General features: G+C 44.5%; 15 protein-coding genes and 1 riboswitch. Of the genes, 9 read left to right on the forward strand and 6 right to left on the reverse strand.

Translation table 11 applies throughout. The features are described from left to right. Positions 1–272: 272 nt before the first annotated feature. Positions 273–1619, reverse strand: coding sequence for a cation:proton antiporter (locus tag AACV32_RS09590; RefSeq protein ID WP_017046634.1), 1347 nt, complete (start codon positions 1617–1619; stop codon positions 273–275). 116 nt (positions 1620–1735) lie between these two features. On the opposite strand from AACV32_RS09590, the gene metH reads away from it, so the two are divergent. Beyond that, a complete protein-coding gene (metH, locus tag AACV32_RS09595; RefSeq protein ID WP_170895065.1) occupies positions 1736–5413 on the forward strand; it encodes a methionine synthase in 3678 nt (1225 codons plus the stop codon). A gap of 66 nt (positions 5414–5479) precedes the next feature. Here metH and lysC read toward each other — a convergent pair whose 3' ends face one another. Next, the gene (gene lysC / locus AACV32_RS09600; RefSeq protein ID WP_017043419.1) at positions 5480–6832 is read right to left on the reverse strand and encodes a lysine-sensitive aspartokinase 3; all 1353 of its coding nucleotides are present in this window, start codon (positions 6830–6832) and stop codon (positions 5480–5482) included. A gap of 109 nt (positions 6833–6941) precedes the next feature. After that, positions 6942–7117: riboswitch (Lysine riboswitch) on the reverse strand. Between the two features lie 178 nt (positions 7118–7295). Here lysC and AACV32_RS09605 point away from each other — a divergent pair. From AACV32_RS09605 to mgtE, 3 genes are all read left to right on the forward strand, one after another. Next, on the forward strand, positions 7296–8417 hold the full coding sequence (locus AACV32_RS09605; protein WP_170895064.1) for a pyridoxal-phosphate-dependent aminotransferase family protein: 1122 nt from the start codon (positions 7296–7298) through the stop codon (positions 8415–8417). Positions 8418–9266: 849 nt separating this feature from the next. Further along, positions 9267–9662 (forward strand): hypothetical protein, encoded by a 396-nt coding sequence (locus tag AACV32_RS09610; protein WP_170895063.1) that lies wholly within the window; start codon positions 9267–9269, stop codon positions 9660–9662. A gap of 166 nt (positions 9663–9828) precedes the next feature. After that, entirely contained in the window at positions 9829–11205 is a 1377-nt protein-coding gene (mgtE, locus tag AACV32_RS09615) for a magnesium transporter (RefSeq protein ID WP_170895062.1), read from the forward strand. A 114-nt stretch (positions 11206–11319) separates the two neighbouring features. Here the strand turns inward: mgtE and AACV32_RS09620 are convergent, their stop codons facing one another. From AACV32_RS09620 to AACV32_RS09635, 4 genes are all read right to left on the reverse strand, one after another. Beyond that, the gene (locus AACV32_RS09620; protein WP_170895061.1) at positions 11320–13080 is read right to left on the reverse strand and encodes a PglL family O-oligosaccharyltransferase; all 1761 of its coding nucleotides are present in this window, start codon (positions 13078–13080) and stop codon (positions 11320–11322) included. 67 nt (positions 13081–13147) lie between these two features. Beyond that, a complete protein-coding gene (gene uvrA / locus AACV32_RS09625) occupies positions 13148–15970 on the reverse strand; it encodes an excinuclease ABC subunit UvrA (RefSeq protein ID WP_026029161.1) in 2823 nt (940 codons plus the stop codon). Between the two features lie 184 nt (positions 15971–16154). Continuing rightward, positions 16155–17024, reverse strand: coding sequence for a UTP--glucose-1-phosphate uridylyltransferase GalU (gene galU / locus AACV32_RS09630; protein ID WP_013857894.1), 870 nt, complete (start codon positions 17022–17024; stop codon positions 16155–16157). 117 nt (positions 17025–17141) lie between these two features. Then, the gene (locus AACV32_RS09635; protein WP_170895060.1) at positions 17142–17789 is read right to left on the reverse strand and encodes a LuxR C-terminal-related transcriptional regulator; all 648 of its coding nucleotides are present in this window, start codon (positions 17787–17789) and stop codon (positions 17142–17144) included. Positions 17790–18074: 285 nt separating this feature from the next. Between AACV32_RS09635 and AACV32_RS09640 the strand changes: the two genes are divergently transcribed. The 5 genes from AACV32_RS09640 to AACV32_RS09660 all read left to right on the forward strand — a co-directional run bounded on the left by AACV32_RS09640 (position 18075) and on the right by AACV32_RS09660 (position 23138). After that, a complete protein-coding gene (locus AACV32_RS09640) occupies positions 18075–18608 on the forward strand; it encodes a single-stranded DNA-binding protein (protein ID WP_013857892.1) in 534 nt (177 codons plus the stop codon). 129 nt (positions 18609–18737) lie between these two features. Next, positions 18738–20726 (forward strand): RNase E specificity factor CsrD, encoded by a 1989-nt coding sequence (csrD, locus tag AACV32_RS09645; protein ID WP_094125115.1) that lies wholly within the window; start codon positions 18738–18740, stop codon positions 20724–20726. A 12-nt stretch (positions 20727–20738) separates the two neighbouring features. Next, positions 20739–22181 carry an MSHA biogenesis protein MshI gene (locus tag AACV32_RS09650; protein WP_170895059.1) on the forward strand — a complete coding sequence of 481 codons (1443 nt, stop codon included), beginning with the start codon at positions 20739–20741 and terminating at the stop codon, positions 22179–22181. After that, positions 22178–22822 carry a type II secretion system protein GspM gene (gene gspM, locus AACV32_RS09655; protein WP_094133109.1) on the forward strand — a complete coding sequence of 215 codons (645 nt, stop codon included), beginning with the start codon at positions 22178–22180 and terminating at the stop codon, positions 22820–22822. Before AACV32_RS09650 ends, gspM begins: the two co-directional genes overlap by 4 nt. Next, complete coding sequence (locus AACV32_RS09660) at positions 22812–23138, forward strand: MSHA biogenesis protein MshK (RefSeq protein WP_170895058.1); 327 nt, start codon at positions 22812–22814, stop codon at positions 23136–23138. The genes gspM and AACV32_RS09660 overlap by 11 nt, the downstream gene beginning before the upstream one ends. Positions 23139–23146: the final 8 nt, after the last annotated feature.

The raw sequence follows: 23146 nt of genomic DNA on the forward strand, positions 1-23146 counted from the left end.
GTGCTGCTTCTAACTTAAATTCTGCGCTAAATAGTCGTCTTGTACGTTTTGTCATAGTGTCACCTGTTAACTTATGAGGTGATGATATCACCTCTAACTAAGTGACCAAATTCACTATGCCACTACAAGCCTTAATTAGATCATATTTTTTAAATTGGTATTAAGTAGATATAGAGAGAGGAGTAACAAAGTAAAGATAGCAAAAGCCGATGTTCTAGAACATCGGCTAGGGATAAAATTGATTTGATCAGTCATTACTGACAGTTTTCTTTCTACATTGACGACTTTTCAGCTTGTTTTGCTTTATCTATCAATGGGGTAATTGTTGAACCTTGAATAAGTATTGAGAACACCACGACAGCGTATGTCATAACAAGGATTATCTCTTTTACATCAATAAGCTTGTCTGGGATAACTAATATGCCAGATGGGATAGAAAGTGCCATTGCTAGTGCTAGCCCACCTCGTAGCCCTCCCCAAGTTAGTATCTTTATTGACCATGGGTTGTAGGAGCGGTAACGCTTGAAGCCAATGTAAGAGAAAAAAACGCTTAGATAGCGAGCAGATAAGACAAGAGGAATGGCGAAAGCCATCAATATCCAGTCCTCTTCATGGAATTTGAAGAGTAGCATCGACATACCGATAAGTAGGAAGAGCACACCATTCAAAAATTCGTCAACCAATTCCCAAAAGTGGTCAAGGTGTTCTTCACTTTCTTTTGAAAAGCCAATGAAGCGTGTCCAGTTGCCGATCATTATCCCTGATACAACCATAGCTAAAGGCCCGGAAACATGAATAACATCTGCAAAAACATAGCCAGCAGTCGGTATACCAATGGTTAAAAGCAGTTCCATTGAGTGATCATCGGTGGCGCTGATGAGGTAGTGGAATAATAGCCCAAGAGCTAGGCCATACAGGATGCCCCCCATTGCCTCTTGAATAAACAACATAGTTACACTACCTATGGTTGGTGCTTCTGTACCAAATGCAATAGTGAAAATAGTGACAAAGATAACCAAACCAAAACCATCATTAAAGAGCGATTCTCCCTCGATTTGGGTTGAAATACGTTTTGGTGCATCTAACTTTTTAACAATAGCTAATACGGCTATTGGGTCTGTTGGTGATATGAGTGCACCAAAGAGCAGACAGTAAACGAGATCGAAGTGAATACCGATAAATTGACAGAAGGCGTATAGCCCAAAACCGATGAAGAAGGTTGAAAATAGCGTTGCGCCTAGTGCAAGAACCGCGATTTCCCATTTCTGATCTTTTAGGTTGGGTAATTTGATGCCTAGGCCGCCAGCGAAAAGTAGAAAACCGAGTATTCCTTTGAGCAGAAAATTTTCAAAGTTAATACTGTTGACGGTTTCTGTCGCTATTTGAGTTAGATGAAACCAATCATTTTGACCTGCAACTAAGATCAATAATGACAACATCATCGATCCTGCTGTAATGGCGATAGTGGTTTGCATATTGCCTATCTTACTGTTTAGAAAGGCAATCAACATTGCTGCTCCTGATAGGAAGCATAAAGTGTAATAGACAGACATTGTTTTCTCGTCGTGTAACAAAATATGAATGAAATTCTCCTTGGATGATGTACAAATAGCAAACACTTTTTAGCCATGATTGCAGATGTATCAAACGATAATTAAAGTGAAGTTTAGACGTCTAGATTTCTAATGGTTATATGATAGGATGAGCGAATAACCAAAAGGAATGAGGCTGTACTGTGGGAAGAGAAGTTAGAAGTCAAATTGAAGCTCAATTGCAACAGAGAATATTATTGATTGATGGTGGCATGGGCACCATGATTCAGAGCTATAAATTGGAAGAGCAAGATTATCGCGGAGATCGCTTTGCCCATTGGCCAAGCGATCTGAAAGGAAATAATGACCTTCTCGTCTTGACGCAGCCTCAGTTAATCAAAGAAATTCATAGTGCTTACTTGGAAGCAGGTGCTGATATCCTAGAGACGAATACCTTCAACGCGACGAGCATCGCAATGGCCGACTACGATATGCAAGCCATTAGCGATGAGATCAATTTCGCTGCTGCAAAACTTGCACGCGAAGCTGCTGACGAATGGACGGCGAAAACGCCTGAGAAACCTCGTTACGTGGCGGGAGTGCTAGGGCCAACAAACCGCACTTGCTCGCTCTCCCCTGACGTGAATGACCCTGGTTTTCGAAATATCAGCTTTGAGCAATTAGTTGAAGCTTACTCAGAATCAACACGTGCTTTAATTCGTGGCGGCAGCGACTTAATTTTGATTGAAACTATTTTCGATACTTTAAATGCTAAAGCCTGTGCCTTTGCGGTGGATTGTGTGTTTGAAGAGTTGGGTTACAAACTGCCCGTGATGATCTCAGGGACAATCACCGATGCCTCTGGTCGAACGCTTTCTGGGCAAACAACCGAAGCCTTTTATAATGCACTGCGACACGTTGAGCCTATCTCATTTGGTTTGAACTGTGCACTCGGTCCGGATGAATTGCGCCAATACGTTGAAGAGCTATCACGTATTTCCGAATGTTATGTCTCGGCTCACCCCAATGCGGGGTTGCCTAACGCATTCGGTGAATATGATCTTGAAGCCGATGAGATGGCGCAGCACATCGGGGAATGGGCGCGAGCAGGATTCTTGAACCTTGTTGGTGGCTGTTGTGGAACCACTCCTGAGCACATTAGACAAATGGCAAAAGTGGTCGAAGGTGTGAAACCAAGAGCGTTACCCGATATTCCAGTGGCTTGTCGTCTATCCGGTCTAGAGCCGCTGACGATTACCAAAGAGAGCTTATTCATCAACGTAGGTGAGCGAACTAACGTCACTGGTTCTGCGCGTTTTAAGCGTTTAATCAAAGATGAACAGTATGACGAGGCGCTGCATGTTGCTCGAGAGCAGGTCGAAAACGGTGCACAAATCATCGATATCAATATGGATGAAGGGATGTTGGATGCGCAAGCTTGCATGGTCCGCTTTCTCAATTTATGCGCTTCTGAGCCGGATATTTCCAAAGTGCCAATCATGGTTGATTCTTCTAAGTGGGAGGTAATTGAAGCAGGTCTCAAATGCATTCAAGGCAAAGGGATTGTGAACTCGATTTCCCTCAAGGAGGGGAAAGAGAAGTTTGTTGAACAAGCTAAACTCATTCGCCGCTATGGTGCTGCTGTGATCGTGATGGCGTTTGATGAAGTAGGCCAAGCGGATACCCGTGAGCGAAAACTTGAAATTTGTACCAAAGCTTATCGAATTTTGGTTGATGAGGTTGGTTTCCCTGCTGAAGATATCATTTTTGATCCCAATATTTTCGCGGTTGCGACTGGTATTGATGAGCATAATAATTATGCTGTGGACTTTATCGAAGCCGTGGCTGATATCAAACGTAATTTACCCCATGCGATGATTTCCGGCGGGGTTTCCAACGTCTCTTTCTCTTTTCGCGGTAACAACTATGTGCGTGAAGCGATCCATGCTGTATTCCTTTATCACTGTTTTAAAAACGGCATGGACATGGGTATCGTCAATGCCGGTCAGCTTGAGATTTACGATAACGTGCCTGAGAAACTGCGTGAAGCAGTCGAAGATATCATTCTCAATCGCCGCAGCGATGGCACTGAACGCTTACTGGATATTGCGGCTGAATACGCGAACAAAGGTGTCGGTAAGGAAGAGGATGCCAGTGCGCTTGAATGGCGTTCATGGCCAGTTGCAAAACGTTTAGAGCATGCGTTGGTCAAAGGTATCACCGAGTATATTGTTGAAGATACAGAAGAAGCTCGTCAAAATGCCAGTCGCCCACTGGATGTGATCGAAGGGCCTCTAATGGATGGAATGAACGTGGTCGGTGACCTCTTTGGCGAAGGAAAAATGTTCCTGCCGCAAGTGGTGAAATCGGCGCGCGTTATGAAGCAAGCCGTTGCGCATTTAGAGCCCTACATCAACGCGCTTAAGCAAGCAGGTTCTAATAATGGCAAAATCCTTCTTGCCACAGTTAAAGGGGATGTACACGACATCGGCAAAAATATCGTTGGCGTCGTTTTGCAGTGTAATAACTACGAAATCATTGACCTCGGTGTTATGGTGCCATGCGAGCAGATCCTCAAAGTCGCGAAAGAACAGAATGTCGACATCATTGGGTTATCCGGCCTCATCACTCCCTCTTTAGATGAAATGGTGCACGTCGCCAAAGAAATGGAGCGACAAGGGTTTAAATTACCGCTTTTGATTGGCGGAGCAACCACCTCTAAAGCACATACCGCAGTTAAAATTGAGCAAAATTATCACCAGCCAGTTGTGTACGTGAACAATGCTTCGCGCGCAGTAGGCGTTTGTTCTTCGCTTCTTTCTGATGAGTTACGTCCTGCTTTTGTGGAAAAATTAAACCTCGATTATGAACGCACGCGTGATCAACATCACCGTAAAACCCCCCGTACTAAACCCGTATCATTAGAAGTGGCAAGGGCAAATAAAGCGGTTATCGATTGGGGTAACTATACGCCGCCAGTTCCGGCTAAATTGGGCGTACATGTGTTTGATGATTTTGATGTGGCTACCCTTCGTCGTTACATCGACTGGACACCATTTTTCATGACATGGTCATTGATGGGTAAATATCCGACGATTTTTGAACACGAAGAGGTGGGAGAGGAAGCGCAAAGTTTATTCCATGATGCTAATGCATTGCTTGATAGAGTTGAGCGAGAAGGGCTACTCAAAGCTCGCGGTATTTGCGCTTTATTCCCGGCCGCGAGTGTGGGAGATGATATCGAAGTGTATCGCGATGAATCGCGCACCGAGGTTGCTCATGTTCTTCATCACTTACGCCAACAAACCGAAAAGCCCAAAGGTTATAACTACTGCTTGTCCGATTACATTGCACCAAAAGAGAGTGGTAAACGAGATTGGATCGGTGCATTTGCCGTGACAGGCGGAATTGGTGAGCGAGAATTAGCAGACCAATATAAAGCGCAAGGCGATGACTACAACGCCATCATGATCCAAGCGGTAGCTGATCGTCTTGCTGAGGCTTTTGCGGAATATTTGCATCAGCAAGTTCGTAAAGAAATTTGGGGCTATGCTGCTGACGAAGAGTTGTCGAACGATGATTTGATCCGTGAGAAATACCAAGGTATACGCCCAGCGCCGGGCTATCCAGCGTGTCCTGAGCATACGGAAAAAGGCACCTTGTGGGAGATGTTGCAGGTTGAGCAAACCATCGATATGTCTTTAACCACCAGTTACGCTATGTGGCCGGGTGCTTCGGTGTCAGGTTGGTACTTCTCGCATCCTGACTCTCGTTATTTTGCCATTGCACAAATTCAGCAAGATCAGATGCAAGATTACGCGCAACGTAAAGGCTGGAATGTGCAAGAAGCGGAAAAATGGCTTGGGCCGAATTTAGATTAAGTAATAAAAAACAGGTTGGCTAAGCCAACCTGTTTTTTATTCAGCATGTTACTACTCAATGTGGTTTTATCGTTCAAACAAATCTTGATGAAGTTTCTGAATTGCCGCTTTAGAAACCGACTCGTGTAATAAAAAGCAGAGGTTGTGCGGGCTGGCACCATAGCAAATCATACGCAAATTGAAATCCTCTAAGGTGCTAAAAACTTGTTTTGCATAGCCTTTGCTTTCACTCATGTTGTTGCCGATCAGCGCAACTAAACACAGATTATGTTCGACTTCAACTTTACACAGCTCTTCTAATTCTAAGCGCACCGCTTGAGGTAGTTCAGGCGCTCCACCTGAGGTATCGGTTTTATCTAATGTTAATGAGACGCTGATTTCAGAGGTGGTGATCAGATCCACCGAAATTTTGTGTTTGGCTAAAATTTCAAACACCTTCGAAAGAAAGCCGTATGCGTGAAACATGCTAGCGCTGCGTAGCGTAACCATGGTTTGATTGCAGCGTAGGGTCAAGGCTCTAAATAGAGGTGAGCTTTCCACACGTTTACGGATCCAAGTGCCGCCTTTTTCAGGCTCTTTTGAGGAGCCGACAAACACAGGGATATCGTGGCGAAGCGCGGGCAGCAACGTCGATGGATGCAAAATCTTAGCGCCAAAGTTTGCCATCTCCGATGCTTCGCTAAAGCTTATTTCCGCAATCGGAGCGGCTTTAGGCGCAATGCGAGGGTCGGTCGTATAAATCCCCGGCACATCAGTCCAAATTTCTAAGCCAGAAGCTTGTACCGCTTCGGCGATCAAGGCCGCAGAATAATCACTGCCGCCTCGGCCCAATGTGGTTGTATTTCCTTGCTCATCAGCGCCGATGAAACCTTGAGTTACCACTACGTGTTGCAGACAAAGTGGTGTTAACTTCTCTTGGGCTAATTGCTGGATCTGTTCTAATTGCGGTTCTGCCCGACCGTAGTGATCATCAGTACGCAGCACTTCTCGAATATCAAAACGGATCGCATCCATGCCACGTTCACGCAGTAATTGCGTCAGAATGAAGGTCGACATTAACTCGCCACAAGCCACTAAGTGATCGGTCAGTTTTTTACTCGCTTGAAAAGAGGCCGCTTCTGCGACACTGGCCACCATATCTAAAATTGAGTGTACCTCTTTTTCAACTTGTAGCGGGTCGGCAAGTTTATCAATAATCGCATGATGAATATCAGCTAACTGCTTGATAATACTTAAGCGTTGATTGGCATCTTGTACGCCATTGGCTAATTCAACCAATAAATTCGTCACGCCAGAGCAGGCACTGCTCACGACTAATTTGGTCTCTGGATTATTTTCGATCACAGCGGCACAAAGGCTCATTGCTTCAAAGTTAGCAACGCTTGTTCCGCCAAATTTGGCGACATTGAATGCGCTCACGGCATTTCTCCCACGACTTCCTGAAATAAAAATAGTGTTGGTGTACCAACGTCCAATGTTTGAAGAGAGTTTTTCTAGAGCAAATAAAGAGGTGTTTTTATGATTGGTTTACCTCAGAAGCTCTTCATCAGGGTTGCTGATGACAGTTGAAGGGATTCAGCCCATTCAACCGATAAACCAAATCCACAACCTTGGTTTATCTCGGCACTGCTCCCCATTAATGTTTTGTATTGGAGTTGAGGCTCCACAAAACATCTGCCTGGGCAGTGCTCCTCTTCTGCTAGATAGCTCATTCATTGAACGTTTTTGAACTGTTAATGTCAATCGCTAATTAAGTCCAAATGTAAAATAAAATTAACCAGAGTGTGACACTGGTTTGACCTCTAGACTTCGGTCGAATTGTTGCATCAGCAGATTTGTTTTACTCTGGGTATTCGTATTTGGCCGCAAGCAAGGAGCAACTATGTCCATTACCAGTTTTAACCCACCCCAGCGAATTTTGATGGGGCCAGGCCCGTCAGATATTTACCCTCAAGTATTACAAGCGCTGAGCAGGCCGACCGTTGGCCACTTAGATCCGCTTTTTATCCAGATGATGGATGAGCTAAAGCAGCTGCTTAAATACGCTTTTCAAACGGAAAATGAGTTTACCATCGCGGTTTCGGCGCCGGGCAGCGCTGGTATGGAGGCGTGCTTTGTCAACCTGATTGAGCCGGGAGATAAGGTCATCGTGTGTCGCAATGGCGTTTTTGGCGAACGTATGCGCGAGAATGTAGTGCGCTGTGGCGGAGAAGTGGTGCTGGTGGATGATGAGTGGGGAACCCCCGTTTCGCTCGATAAAGTCGAGCAAGCCATACAGGCTAACCCTGATGCTAAAATTCTCGCGTTTGTCCATGCAGAAACGTCAACTGGTGCATTGAGTGATGCGCAAGCATTAGGTTTGCTGGCTAAGCAAAACAACATGCTGAGTATTGTAGATGCGGTGACATCCTTAGGCGGCGTGCCACTTTATGTGGATCAATGGCAGCTCGATGCCGTCTATTCTGGGAGCCAAAAGTGCTTATCGTGCCCTCCGGGTTTATCGCCACTGACTTTTTCAGCGCAAGCGATTGAAAAAATTCAATCTCGCACAACCCCCGTTCAAAGCTGGTTTTTAGATCAAAGCTTAGTGCTTGGTTATTGGAGCGGTGCAGGCAAACGCAGTTATCACCACACTGCGCCAGTTAACAGTTTGTACGCATTGCATGAAGCCTTGCTGGTGTTGAGAAACGAAGGTCTAGAGCTGGCTTGGGCACGTCATCGTGTGATGCATGACAAATTAAAGCAGGGCTTAGAAAAATTAGGATTTGAATTTGTCGTTGCTGAAGATTGTCGTTTACCGCAATTGAATGCGATCTATATTCCAGAAGGGGTTGATGAGGCTAAAGTGCGAGCGCATTTACTCAATCAATACAACTTGGAGATCGGCGCAGGCCTTGGCACTTTAGCGGGTAAAGCGTGGCGTATTGGTCTAATGGGGTATGGGGCGCGCAGTGAAAACGTGGCCTTATGCTTGCGGGCGTTAGAAGAGTCATTAACAAATTAGCAAAAAAAACACATAAGGGAGCATTTGCTCCTTTTTAGTGGTGCTGATGCTGAACGTTGTTCGTCTCAGCATCAATCATAAAATTCATTTTTATTGTTAGCTCTTCCCTAGCGTGAGTGGAATACTCGTGATTGATATCTTAAGATAAATTTTGCGTTAATGGTTTAATTACTCGTATGAATATAAGTGGCATTTTGTGTATTTATAATAAATATACGATGCTAAAGTTTGTGGCCTAAATATTAGAACCAGTTTGGATACTACTTTGTATTGTCATGGTATTGTAAAAAATGAACATTGTTCGATTGTTTTGGTTGACCATTATTTTATCTGCGTTAGGATAAGCGCGCTGAGAAAGCATACTTATTATTAACTTTTTAGAGGTGCAATAGAAACCTATGGACTCGTCGAGTAGTCGATTATCCAAGTGTGGTATTTTCTGGTTAGTAGAAAAGCCTACGTTTTGTTGCCAACTTTTCATTTAAAGCCTCGCTTTTGCTAAGTTGGTATTCATACTAACGAAGCTCCTTTTCTTGTTCTCTCCTGTCAATATCACACTCTTTTTATAGAGTATCGTGTTTGTTTAAGTCGATCATATGATTTATTCAATACAGCGTTTCTACTGGCTAGAGCGTGAATGCTTTTGAATTTCTTGCGTGTCATCTGTACACCGCTAGAACTTTCGCAAGTACACGGCTTCTCTATTTGACTGACTTTATCTTCTCCTAACTTGCTTGTTCAAGGCGGGGAATGCTTGAGCTTGATGGTATAAGCTTATTGCAGCTCAGTTACGTGGATTTTCTGCATAATTTGGTTTCTTTGCCTTGATAGTTTCAAGGAGATACAAAGATGGTTATGTACAACACATCATTAGCTATGGGCAACCGGCTACCTGCTGCTCACTCTATTCAAACCGAAATGGATAACAACTTTATTTGTGTAGGCGCATCGCTATCTGTAGAGGCGGTGATTGCGATTCTACGCTCATCGTCCTTAACCGATAAGCGTTTAAACCTTATCTTTATCTCTGGTAATGCAGGTGAATACTTAGGATTTGTTTATTTAAGCAAGGTGGTGGTATCACAGATGAATATCATCATGAAAGATATTATGCACAAAAGCGATATTGCCGTATCGGCCTTAATGGATAAGGTTCAAGCTAGAAAGTTATTATTAGACAGTCATTTGCCTATGATTCCTATCATCGATAGTCGGAATCGAGTGATTGGCGCCTATTCTATATAATAAATATTAACAAACTTTAAAATAAGTCGCTCAACTTCACTAAATGAAATTTTAGTGAGATTGGAACAGTGTACTTAAAATTTAAGTTATTCATTGAATACATTGATTCTAAAAATAAGCTTTAAAATTATTATGTTTATTTTTAAAGTTAAATATCGGCTGAGATATGATAATGAAATTACAAAAAATAGCGTTAGAACTCGCTGCGATTAATTTTAATCGTGACCCATTAAACTTAAATCAATTAATGGAACAGTATCCTATCGCTGATATTGCTCAAGTCTTCGCTGAGCAGTTGGCTAATCAGACCTTGAGCGAAGAGGATGTCTTTGAGCTGGTGCAATTGATGCCAATCGCTCGTCAAGCGGAGCTATTGGGGTATTTTTCTGAGCCTATCAGAGAAAAAGTGGTGGAGAGAATGCCGCTCGAAGCGCTTGCGAAAGTGCTTCAAGTTATGCCCCATGATGAAAGGGCTGACTTATATGCTCACTTGGATGAGACGCGCCAACCGCCGCTACTTGCTCTACTGGATCAACAAGAGCGGCAAGATGTACAACAACTTGCAGCCTACCCTCAAGGCTCGGTCGGCTCCATCATGACGACAGATTATGCGACGTTAAACGCCGATGATGATGTGCAGCAGGCTATAGCGCGTTTACGTGAAATGGCCAACGAGAGGGAAACCATCTATCAAGCGTATGTGATTGATAAACAGAATCGCTTACTTGGTACACTTTCGCTTAAGGATTTAGTGCTGGCACAACCAACCTCGCTTGTCTCTGACATCATGACCAAAGAGACAGTGTTTGTTCGAGCCGATGAAGATCAAGAGTGTGCAGCGCAAGCCATCAGTAAATACGATTTACTTGCGGTACCTGTTTTTGATGAGCAATTTCGTTTGGTCGGTATAGTGACTTATGACGATGCGATGGACGTGGCCGAGCAGCAAGCGGATATGGATTTTCATAAAGTCGCTGCGGTTGGTTTTACCGGTAACCTTAAAGAAGCCAGCGTATGGCTAATGTACAAGAAACGTGTGTTTTGGCTGGTGTTGTTAGTCTTTGGTAATCTTTTTTCTGGTGCCGGAATTGCGTACTTTGAGGAGACGATTCAAACCTATGTCGCCTTGGTCTTCTTCTTACCACTGTTGATTGATAGCGGCGGTAATGCAGGATCCCAGTCAGCAACGTTGATGGTTCGAGCCTTAGCCACTGGTGAAGTGGTGATGAAAGATTGGCTATCCATGTTGGTGCGAGAGTTAGGGATTGCGGCGTTATTAGGGGCAACAATGGCCATTGCTGTCTCTTTATTGGGTTTTTGGCGAGGCGGCAGTGATATCGCTTTTGTCGTTGCGGTAACGATGCAAATTGTGGTGATTATTGGCTGTATTGTTGGAATGCTCCTTCCGTTCATTCTGAATAAGTTTAAGCTCGATCCTGCATCAGCCAGTGCTCCGTTGATCACGACCATTGCGGATTCTATTGGGGTGATCATCTATTTCAGCGTTGCTACCATGGTGTTGGATTTTCCACCAGTGACGTAAGCCACTCATCTGGCAGTGAGATCTACTGGTTGGAGTGTGAAATAAGCTCAACGGTTAAAAGCTTTCTCTCTTTTGGGGAAAGCTTTTTTAATGAATAAGGCTCATATCCTCGATTTAATTGGCAGACGAACGATCAGCCGAACTGGCTGGTGGGCTATACTGCACCTCACTGAAATCCATATTGGGGAACAAAAATGCGGCTTCGGAGCGAATTTGCTCGGCGCGGCTTTCGTCACCAATACCTTGGTAAGCCAAGATCAGATTATTGTAAAAAGCAGGACGCGGTTTATGTTTTATGATGGCCAATGACCAGTCGATGTATGGCGTAATCAATTTAGGATCTTGATTATACAGGCCAATGTTGAGGTAAGTGCTGTAGACATCCCAATCAAAACGGTCTTTCCAAACTACAGGGTTCGTCACCTTTTGTAGGATATCCGGGTTTTTGGGTTGAGATTTCTCAAATTGGGTAAGCACGTAATTACTGTGCAGTGCGCTGAGCATATAAAAGCCAGTCAAAATCGGCAGTACTAAACTCAATACTCGAAACAGGGATTTACTGATAAGGCCAAAAGGGGCCGAACGGTATTTAGCTACTCGCTGATCAACCCAAAAAAGAAGAATGATGAAGGTTACCCAGTGAATGGCCGAATGGTAAAACGGGTATTCGAGTTGGCTGTGCAACACGATAGGGATGAAAAGGGCGAACATCGCAAGCCTGGTCCCTTTCTTGGCCGAATACATCCGCATGAGCACGAAAAGCATGGCCAGTGTGATCCCTAGCACAGGTAACAAACCGCCTTCCACCGCCCAGAATAGTAATTCATTATGAGGATGATCCATCGACGCTAACCCCGGTTGGTAGCTAGGGTTTAATTGGTGTTGCCTTGCAGTATAAAGCAAATATTCAGATTCAAACTTGCCATAGCCATAACCCGTGAAGGGTTTTTCTATGACCATATCGATGGTTTGAGGAAAGGTATAACGGCGAGGGCTCTCTAAATCAGCCTTATTCTCTAGAAAATCGCCCGAGCCTTGGGCATAGACAGCGACAAACCCTAAAGCAATACCCAATAGCGTCGCAGCGCTCCATCCCCAAAATCGTTTAGGCGTCGAAAATTTAAATAGGTAAGGCAGAACAAAAAGCGTGCCGAGTACCGCGCCAATCCAGCCAGTGCGCGAGGCTAATATCACCAGCAACGGTGCAGTGAGCAGTGGAGTGACATAAAGTAGGCTCACTTCGCTAACATGCTGATTGTACTTTTTCGGTTGACGAGCCAGTAAATAGCCGGACATGACCAGCCCTGTCGCGAGAAAGCTCGCCATCACATTCGGTTGCTGAAAAATGCCGTAAGGGCGGTTGATGAGGGTGTTGTAGCCAAAAATATTATCGGGTGAAAGCAAAAAGTATTGGTACAGACCAAATAGAGTTTCAATCAATACCGCGAGTACGATAAACCAGAGTAATCGCTGCTTATGTTTGTTACTAAAACGAAATTGTTGCAGCAATACAAAAAAAAGCAGCCCAGTCCATAGTCCTAACATTCGACTCAACGACGACTCAATTTGAGCATTCGTATAAAGCAGCGGAATCGTCATGATCACACAACTGATGAAAAGACCGATGGTCAGTTTGGAATAGCGTAACCTACGGTTAGATGCGAGTTGATACAGACCTAATGAGAGCGTAAAACTAAGGGCAAGCCAAGTGGTTGGATTAAAAGATAAAGCCAGACCTGAGCCACCAGGGTTGGGCATAAAAAAATGCATTGCCAGTAAATAGAGAATGCCAATCGAAAGCAAAAAGGGTTTGTTTAAGGGGATGGCGGGTGTTTGTGCTTCAAGTTGTGTACCGCTTAGATGCAATGTTGCCATAGGTCTCGCGTTCCAATTAAAAGAAACCAGCAACCACTTACTGGTTTCTTTACTTTACCGTTTTTTTCTATTTCAACATAGGCTTAAGAAAGCGTGCTGTGTGTGAACCTTCGATCTGCGCCACATCTTCGGGCGTTCCTTGAGCAATAATTTCGCCGCCGCCTTGTCCACCTTCTGGCCCTAAGTCGATCACCCAGTCTGCGGTTTTAATCACATCTAAGTTGTGTTCAATCACCACCACAGTATTGCCGTGGTCGCGTAGGCGATGCAGTACGGTCAAGAGCTGTTGGATATCATGGAAGTGTAAACCAGTCGTTGGCTCATCCAAAATGTACAAGGTTTTTCCTGTATCGCGTTTTGATAGTTCACGAGCCAGTTTGACGCGTTGAGCTTCGCCCCCTGACAATGTCGTCGCCGCTTGTCCGAGGCGTATGTAGGATAAACCCACGTCAATCAAAGTTTTGAGTTTGCGAGCGATCATCGGTACGGGCTCAAAAAAAGCGTAAGCATCTTCGACGGTCATCTCCAACACTTCATCAATCGCTTTGCCTTTGTAGCGGACTTCCAATGTTTCACGATTATAGCGTTTGCCCTTACACACATCGCATGGCACGTAAACATCGGGTAAAAAGTGCATTTCAACCTTAATCACACCATCACCTTGGCATGCTTCGCAGCGTCCACCGCGTACGTTAAAGCTAAAACGACCCGGTTTATAGCCTCGAGAGCGAGACTCTTGAGTGCCCGAGAATAGCTCACGGATCGGTGTGAAAATGCCTGTATAGGTGGCCGGGTTTGAGCGGGGAGTTCGGCCTATCGGGCTTTGGTCAATGTCGATGACCTTATCAAAATGCTCTAACCCTTTGATTTTTTGATATGGAGCAGGCGTTGCTGTGGTGGCTCCATTTAAGGCCGTATGAGCAATTTTAAAAAAGGTATCATTAATTAAGGTTGATTTACCGGAGCCTGAAACTCCGGTTACGCAGCTAAATAAACCAACAGGAATTGATAAATCAACCGTCTTGAGGTTGTTACCCGACGCGCCGATAAGCTCCACCGTTTTCTTGGGATCTCTCGGGGTACGCACGGTAGGAATCGCAATTTTTTTCGCGCCGCTCAGGTACTGTCCCGTGAGCGAATTAGGGTTGGAAATAATGTCATTCACATTCCCTTCTGCTACGACTTGCCCACCATGCACACCAGCGCCGGGGCCAATATCAATTACATGATCGGCCATACGAATCGCGTCTTCGTCATGCTCTACAACTAATACCGTGTTGCCTAGATCGCGTAAATGTGTGAGCGTTTTTAATAGCCGTTCGTTATCACGCTGGTGGAGCCCAATCGATGGCTCATCTAAGACGTACATTACCCCAACGAGTCCAGCGCCAATTTGGCTCGCTAAGCGAATCCGTTGTGCTTCGCCTCCTGATAGGGTTTCAGCACTCCGAGAAAGGTTGAGATAATTCAATCCAACGTTGACGAGGAAATGCAAACGGTCATTGATCTCTTTCATTACTTTTTCAGCAATTTGTGCTCGTTGGCCTTCTAAATCAAGAGATTGGAAAAATTGCAAGGCATCGGCAATGCTCAGTTCCACCACTTCCGGGAGTGCGGTGTCATTGATAAATACGTTGCGAGCTTCGATGCGTAAACGGGTGCCATTACAACTGGTACAAGGCTTAGTCGAGATGTATTTCACCAAATCTTCACGGACAGAATTAGATTCTGTATCGCGATAACGCCGTTCAAGTGTATTGAGAATGCCTTCAAACGGATGGCGTTTAACCCGAATATCACCACGATCATTAATGTAGTTAAACTCAATCTCAGTTTTCCCCGAGCCTTTCAAGATGATTTCCTGAACCTTTTTAGGCAGTTTGTTAAATGGGGTGTGTAAATCAAAATCATAATGCGCAGCGAGTGACGTGAGCATCTGGAAGTAGTAGTAATTTTTCTGATCCCAGCCACGAATCGCTCCTTGCGCGAGGCTGAGTTGGCTATCTTGGATAACGCGTTCAGGGTCAAAATATTGTTGTACGCCTAAACCATCACAGGTGTGGCATGCGCCCGCTGGGTTATTAAATGAGAACAGCCGAGGCTCTAACTCCTGCATACTGTAGCCACAGTGTGGACAAGCAAAATTGGCTGAGAATACAATCTGTTCGCCTTCACCATCCATATCAGTAACCACAGCAATACCGCCTGACAACTCGAGCGCTGTCTCAAAGGATTCGGCTAGGCGCTGCTGTAGGTCAGGACGAACTTTAAAGCGATCAACCACCACTTCAATGGTGTGCTTTTTGTGCAGCTCAAGGGTTGGTGGATCAGTCAGATCGCACGTTTCACCATCAATGCGGGCACGGATAAAACCTTGCGCGGCCAAGTTTTCCAGCGTTTTAACGTGTTCACCTTTGCGCTCCTTCACAATCGGTGCAAGCAGCATCAGTTTTGAACCTTCAGCTAACTCCAATACTTTATCAACCATCTGGCTGATGGTTTGGGCGCGAAGTGGCACTTTGTGCTCAGGGCAGCGCGGCTCACCGACTCGCGCATAAAGCAGACGCAAGTAGTCATAAACTTCGGTAATGGTGCCAACCGTAGAACGAGGGTTATGCGAGGTTGATTTTTGTTCAATAGAGATAGCCGGTGAAAGACCTTCAATATGGTCAACATCCGGTTTTTCCATCAAAGATAAAAATTGGCGTGCATAGGCAGACAGCGATTCAACATAGCGGCGTTGGCCCTCTGCGTAGAGTGTATCAAAGGCGAGAGACGACTTCCCCGAGCCTGATAGCCCTGTAATCACCGTTAATTTATCGCGTGGAATGGTCAGGTTGATATTTTTCAGGTTGTGGGTTCGAGCGCCCCTAACTTCAATTTTGTCCATCATCTAGGCTCTATGTAACACAAGTTAAGCAAGTATTGCATAGTGTGAGTTTTGTGCAAATAGGTACTGGATAAAAAAACAGTAAATAAAAACCACGGGACTTGCCGTGGTTTTTATTGGGGAGGCGCTAGGTTACTAACGCATTAGGTGACTAACGCATTAGGTGACTAACGCATTCGGTTACTTAAGCTTTATGAGTCGAATGTTTATCCAACGCGACTTTTTGTTCGTTCTTTTTGTACATGTTTTCAAAGCAGTAGTTAGTGGCTTCGATATAGCCTTCTACGCTACCACAGTCAAAGCGTTGGCCTTTGAATTTATACGCCAATACACAGCCTGATTGCGCTTGTTTGAGTAGCGCGTCGGTAATTTGAATTTCGCCACCTTTACCTGGCTCTGTTTGCTCAATCAGATCAAAAATATCTGGGGTTAAAATGTAGCGGCCAATGATGGCTAAATTGCTTGGTGCGGTGCCTGGTTCTGGTTTTTCAACCATGTCATCCACTCGGAACAGATCGTCTTTGATCATTTCACCAGAAATAACACCGTATTTATGTGTTTCATTTTCAGGCACTTCTTGAACGGCAACAATTGAGCAGCGGAACTGTTTATACAGAGCGACCATTTGTGCCAAAACCCCTTTTTCTTGATTGACACATAAGTCATCGGCCAGCACCACCGCAAAAGGTTCATCGCCGACTAACTCTCGACCCGTTAAAATCGCATGGCCTAAACCTTTCATTTCACGTTGACGAATGTAGGTGAAGTTGGCGGTATCAATGATTTCACGAATATCAACCAGTAGCTCTTCTTTGTTGGTGCCACTAATTTGATGCTCTAGCTCATAGTTTTTATCGAAGTGATCCATGATCGAGTGTTTTCCACGCCCAGTCACAATACACATCCCGGTCATTCCGGCTTGAATCGCCTCTTCAACACCATATTCGATCAAGGGTTTATTGACTACTGGCATCATCTCTTTGGGCATTGATTTTGTCGCTGGAAGAAAACGTGTACCGTAGCCAGCGGCTGGGAATAGGCATTTTTTGATCATGCTATAACCTTATTTTTATTTGAATTGTTAATTGATGGCGCAACCTTATCATGCTTTATGAAACGCTATCACCACTAAAGCGGTGAACTCAGTTAAATTCTGCGTGAAAGCACATAATTAAGACAGAATATTTTGATTGGCCCACGCAATCGCTTGGACCCTATTTTTGACCGATAGCTTTTTGAATATTTGGTAGAGATGTGATTTGACCGTGAATTCACTGATGAATAAATCTTCCGACATTTGGTTATTCGATGCGCCAGTTTGTAAGCAGCGGAGGATCTGTATTTCGCGGGCGGTTAAGTCTGTAATCACTTGAGCAGTATGGGACTCAAACGCGTAGCGATAGTAGTGCAGTAACTGACTTACAGCGTGTCTGGGTAGCCAATTTTGTCCATTAATGATTTCGCCAAGCCCGAATGCAATTTTATCTAAGGTGTCATTTTTATAAAATAGCCCTTTTAAATGGCCAAAGGTTAATAAGTCATTCGTGGTTAATCTTTGCAACACATTGATGAGGATCGTTTCATGATGCTGACTGTTTAATGGGCAGTTTCCCAAGCGTCGTTGCAACTGCGCATAATCGGCATGGTCAATCATCAATATTTTGTGTTTATCTGAACAATACGCTTGGCGCAAGGTTTCGGGCTCAATTTTAGGAATGGGCAGCCCAAGCCGATCGGTTAAATGGTCAATATAAGGGTGTTCTTGCTCTTTATCTAAACAGAGAAAGTAAATGGTGCGGGTATAGTTTGCTTTTCTCATGGTCACTTCCTTTTGACGAGAATGTTAGACAACTGTCTAGAAAATGACGGAAATTAGGTTATAAAGCCAACGAGATAAATAAAATTGCGCTTAGTTTCATATAGTAAGGTAACTGAGTGTTTTGTCATCCTTAAATTAGAGGTAGTGGTTCTAAAAAATAGGAAATTGAGCAAGATTGTGAGATGAATTTTGACAACTATTTCTGTGAAGATTTGTGCCTCGCATAAAGCGTGGTATCCTAGTCAGCTATTTAAAGAACACTCATGATGGAAGACGGAGCAAAACATGGCAAGCCGTGGAGTAAATAAAGTTATTTTAGTGGGTAACCTAGGTAACGACCCAGAAATTCGTTATATGCCTGGTGGCGCTGCTGTGGCAAATATCACCATTGCAACGTCAGATTCATGGCGTGATAAAGCAACTGGCGAGCAACGCGAAAAAACCGAATGGCACCGTGTTGCGCTGTTTGGCAAATTAGCCGAAGTGGCTGGTGAATACTTACGTAAAGGTTCACAAGTGTACATTGAAGGTCAGCTACAAACTCGTAAGTGGCAAGATCAAAGCGGACAAGATCGTTATACCACCGAAGTTGTCGTACAAGGTTTTAATGGTGTGATGCAAATGTTGGGTGGCCGTGCTCAAGGTGGTGCTCCAGCGCAAGGTGGAATGCCACAACAACAGCAACAAGGTGGCGGATGGGGGCAACCTCAGCAGCCTGCGATGCAAAAGCAACCACAGCAACAGCAGTCAGCTCCTCAACAGGCTCAACCTCAGTATAATGAACCACCAATGGATTTTGATGACGACATCCCATTCTAAACGTTCGAATGTCGAAAAAAGCCGCGAAAACCGCGGCTTTTTTATATAGTTATCACTATTAGCATTTTCTTGTTTGTCAGCACAGCTTAGTGATCGACAAAGTTTACGTTGAAAAGGAATTCAGCATTCATGCGGTATACACCAACACTGAAACTGAGTACTCGGTTAGTAGCTTTTGTTACGCTCATCGTAACCAGTGCAATGTTCATTTTGTTTATTGGTGGAACTTTGTCTTTTCAACGGCTTGGACAAGAATATCTCAATCACTACCTAGCAGGAATTGTGGAGGTAGTCGATAAAGAAATAGAAGATCCTGATGCCGCTTATTCATTGCAACGTTGGATGCCCAAAATGTTGCAAGCCAGTAGCATTGTTGAAATGCAGCTCTCTTCACCAGCTGGCGTTATTTACCGTTTTAAAGATACCTCGTCCAAAGTCGACCCTGCCCGTTTGTACCATATTGATATTATCCTTGAACGTAATCCAGGCTACAGCATCAGCTTTAAAGCCGTTCCGCCCTATCTCAGTTATAGCTACTCATTGGGTGCCATGTGGTCTATTACGTTGGCAGTTGGTCTCATCGTGTTTTGTTTGATTCGTGGGGTAAAGTGGCTTAAAGAGCAATTGCTTGGATCTGAATTGTTGGAGGAGCGAGGGCGAATGATTCTCGCCGGTCGAGTGGAGCAGTACGCCAAAGGTGATCACCGCGAGTGGCCTTATACGGCGAGTGAGGCGCTTGATGTCCTGATTGATGAACTGCAAGATGCTCGTCAAGAGCGTAGCCGCTTTGATACTTTTATCCGGACCCAAACCTTCTTAGATAAGTTGACGGGTACGGCCAACCGTGTCCTTTTTGATAGCAAATTGGAATCAGCCTTGTTAGAGAATGGCGCGCGTGGTGGCGTTTTGTTAGTGCGTATCGATGATTGGGATTCTCTGTGCGAAGAAAATGATAAAAAAGCAGCGGATGATCTCGTTGTGGAAGTCGGGGAGAACATCTCTAACGTCATACAGCGTTACCCGGATGTTATTTTATCTCGCTATTACGATACCGATTTTGCCATTTTTGTGCCGCACCAAGGGGTAAAAGAGGTCGCTTCTATTGCTACACAATGTTTGAAGCTTTTAGCGCGCATATCGCCTCCAGAGCCGCTCGATAAAGAAAACTGGTGCCATATAGGTATCAGTATGTACAGCGAAGGCGAGCGGCGTGGTCGAGTGTTGGATGAGGCAGAAACGGCCTTAAAAAGTGCTCAGTTACAGCGAGTGAACACGTGGAGCCGCTTTAAAAAGAGTACTTTTTTCCAAGAGGAACGCGGCAGTGTGCGTTGGCGAACTTTGTTTGATCAGGTGCTGACGCCTGAGAAAATAATTTTATTCCGTCAACCTTGCTATTTGCTTGAAAAGACGAATGATTTAGTATGGCTGCACGATGAGTTGTTTGCGCGTATTGATGATCCAGAACAAGGTGTTATAAAAGCCTCTCGCTTTCATTCTGCTTTAGAAACTGTAGGTTATGAAATGGTGATGGATCGAGCCGTGTTGCTGCAGGTGGTTCGTTTGCTCAAACGCTCTGAAGTTAAGGTCAATGTGTCAGTGAACTTGCATGTCGTCCCATTCGCCGATAAGTCGTATTTTAAGTGGTTTCGACATGAATTGCTGCAACTGACCTCGAGTAGCAGAGTACTGCTATCCTTTGAGTTTCCAGAGGGGCGATTAGTACAGCATCTCGATTATATGCGCCCCGTTATTAAGATGATCTCCGGCCTCGGTGCTAAGGTAATCGTAGGGCAGGCTGGCAGAACGATTGTCAGCACTCACTACATAAAAGATCTTAAGATTGATTTCCTTAAGTTACACCGCAGTTTGATGAAGAAAATAGACCAACGGCATGAAAATCAGCTGTTTGTACGTAGCATGATCGGTGCTTGTGGCGGTACTCAGACTCAAGTTATTGCGGTCGGTGTCGAAACAGAGCAAGAGTGGCAAACGCTAAAAAACCTAGGCATTCATGGTGGGCAAGGCCGACTGTTTGAAGAAGAGCAGCCTTTGTTACCTGAGAAAATAATTAGCCCTAGCGTGACCTTAGGGCGAAGAAATCGTTGGCGTAAAAAATAAAAGCGAACCTATATGAATCTTCAGTCACTGATTGATAAATTAAAACCATCTAAAGCGACGTTGCGGCAATTGTTCGTTGTCGTAAGACCTGATGCTCTCTATTTCTCGGCTTTGGATGATGCGACTTTGCCGACAGAGATCCCGCTTGATGGTGCAACGTGGCAACAGGTACTCTTTCACGCACTCAAACCGCTCAACATCAAGGGCACGGTAATTAACCTTGTCCTCCATGCTCATTTTTATCAAACTTATCAAATAGAAAAACCGCAGTTACCCAAAGAAGAGTGGTCAGTCGCCCTGCCATTTTTATTGAAAGATCTGGTGACAGAGAAAGTCACTGACATCATCGCTGATGCTTTTCCGTTACCCGCAGATAATAAAATTCAAGCCTACGTGGTCTCAAAACGCACAGTATTGGAAGTGGCGTCGCAACTGAGTGCGATGGGTTTAGAGTTAGGCAAAGTAATTCCCGAAGATGAAGTGTGGGCGAGAAGTGCCGGTGATCTTGAACATTTTTTGCTGCTACAGCGCAGTAAAAACAGCAGTTTTAAGTTTGACGCATTTGTGGACCAAAAATGCTGTTTTCAACGCACGATGAGAGGTGTTGTCTCTCCCATTACTGGCGTCGCCAGCTCGGTTTTACAGCTCGATGGTTTAGCGTTAGAACTGCAACGTTCGATCGATTACCTTTCCTCGCAGCTTAAAGGGGCCTCATTACATCAGCTAAAAGTGCTGTGTGATGAAGAAGCGCAGCAAGAGTTGGTCGATGCATTAAATGAACGCCTAAATGTCAAAGTTTCCCTGCTTGATGAGCGGTTACCGAGTTCGGCGCATCTGCTGGTGGAGCAAGTGACTCGCATTGACGATTCAATGCTCAACTTATACCCGGCGTATCTTAAGCCGAAGAAAGAGTATTTTTCACTGTCCATGGTCTGCGCGATTTGGGGCATTGTCGCTTTAGTGATGCTATTGGCCTATGCCAGTTATCAATGGCAAAATAGTCAATTGAAACAGCAGCTACAAGCTAAACAAGCGCAAAATAAAGTCCTTGCTGCTGAATTAGAAACGACCAAACAGAAAGTTGATAAGCATAAGCCATCGGTTGAAAAAATGGCGGCGATTGAGCGTTTGAAGCAGCAAATTAAGGGCAAACAAGCCACATTGGATTCGATTAATGAGTTTGACCAATCACAACAGGTCGGTTACTCAGGAGTCATGCGTTCGCTCGCCACACTCAGCCGTGATGATATTTCATTAACGACCATTACCATTCATCATGAGCAGCTCGATTTGCAAGGTTTGGCTAGAGAGGCGAAAGATATTCCAAACTGGTTAAGTCAGTTTAAAAGCGAACTGAACCTAGTGGGACGTAGTTTTGAAAAGTTAAAAATTGCGCGCAATGAGCAAGGCATTCTCATCTTTGAGCTTAAAACTAAAGCGGAGGATAGCCAATGAATTGGCAGAGCATCAGCAACAAATTCTTAGCCATCAGTTCGCGTGAAAAAATGTTGATCGCCTTATGTGGCTTAGTGGTGATTACACTGCTCTTGTTTAGCTTGTTACTCGAGCCTGCGATGAAATCGGTGGCGGCTAATCGGTTACAGCTTCAGTCTGTTGAGCAGATGAACCAGCGAATGCAAGGTGAAATTCTGTTATTGACTGCTAAGCTTAATAAAGATCCGAATCAAGAGATCAATCTAGAATTCAAACAGTTAATGACGCAGAGCCAAACTCTCTCGCTTGAGCTGGCAGCATTGGTTGATTCACTGATTACACCCGCGAAGATGGCGCAATTGCTTGAAAGTGTTTTGGCAACCAGCCCAGAGTTGACTTTGGTCTCCATGGAGTCATTAGCAGCAGAGCCGATTGCAAATAACAACCAATCATCTGAATATTCAGGCTATTATGTTCATCCTGTGAGATTGGAGTTCACCGGTAATTACTTCGCGATATTGAATTATTTGACCAATTTAGAAAGTTTACCGATGAAGTATTATTGGCGTCATTTCCAATACAAGGTAGAAAATTACCCCCAAGCCAGAGTCATTATGGAAGTGTACACATTAGGCATTAGACAGGAGTTTATTGGTGGTTAGATCCGTTTTTTCACTGCTGTTGATGTGTTTTGTATGCAGTAGTTGGGCAGCGAAAGATCCTACCGCGCCATTAGGTTGGGCGAGTGAGAGCGCATCACCTGTCAATAAGATAGAAAGTTACCCGCTACCTAGGTTGCAAAGTATTGTATGCCAACAAACCATACCTTGTGTGGCAGTGCTTAACGATCAAGTGGTTGGCATCGGAGAGTCGCTATTTGGCTACACAGTAGAAGCCATTGAACCACAGCAAGTGACCCTTTCTCGCAGAGGAAAGACGTGGGATTTAGGCCTCTTTTCTCTGGACATCAAGCAGTAAGGTATAGA

Source organism: Vibrio sp. B7, assembly GCF_963888765.1.
GTDB lineage: Bacteria > Pseudomonadota > Gammaproteobacteria > Enterobacterales > Vibrionaceae > Vibrio > Vibrio anguillarum.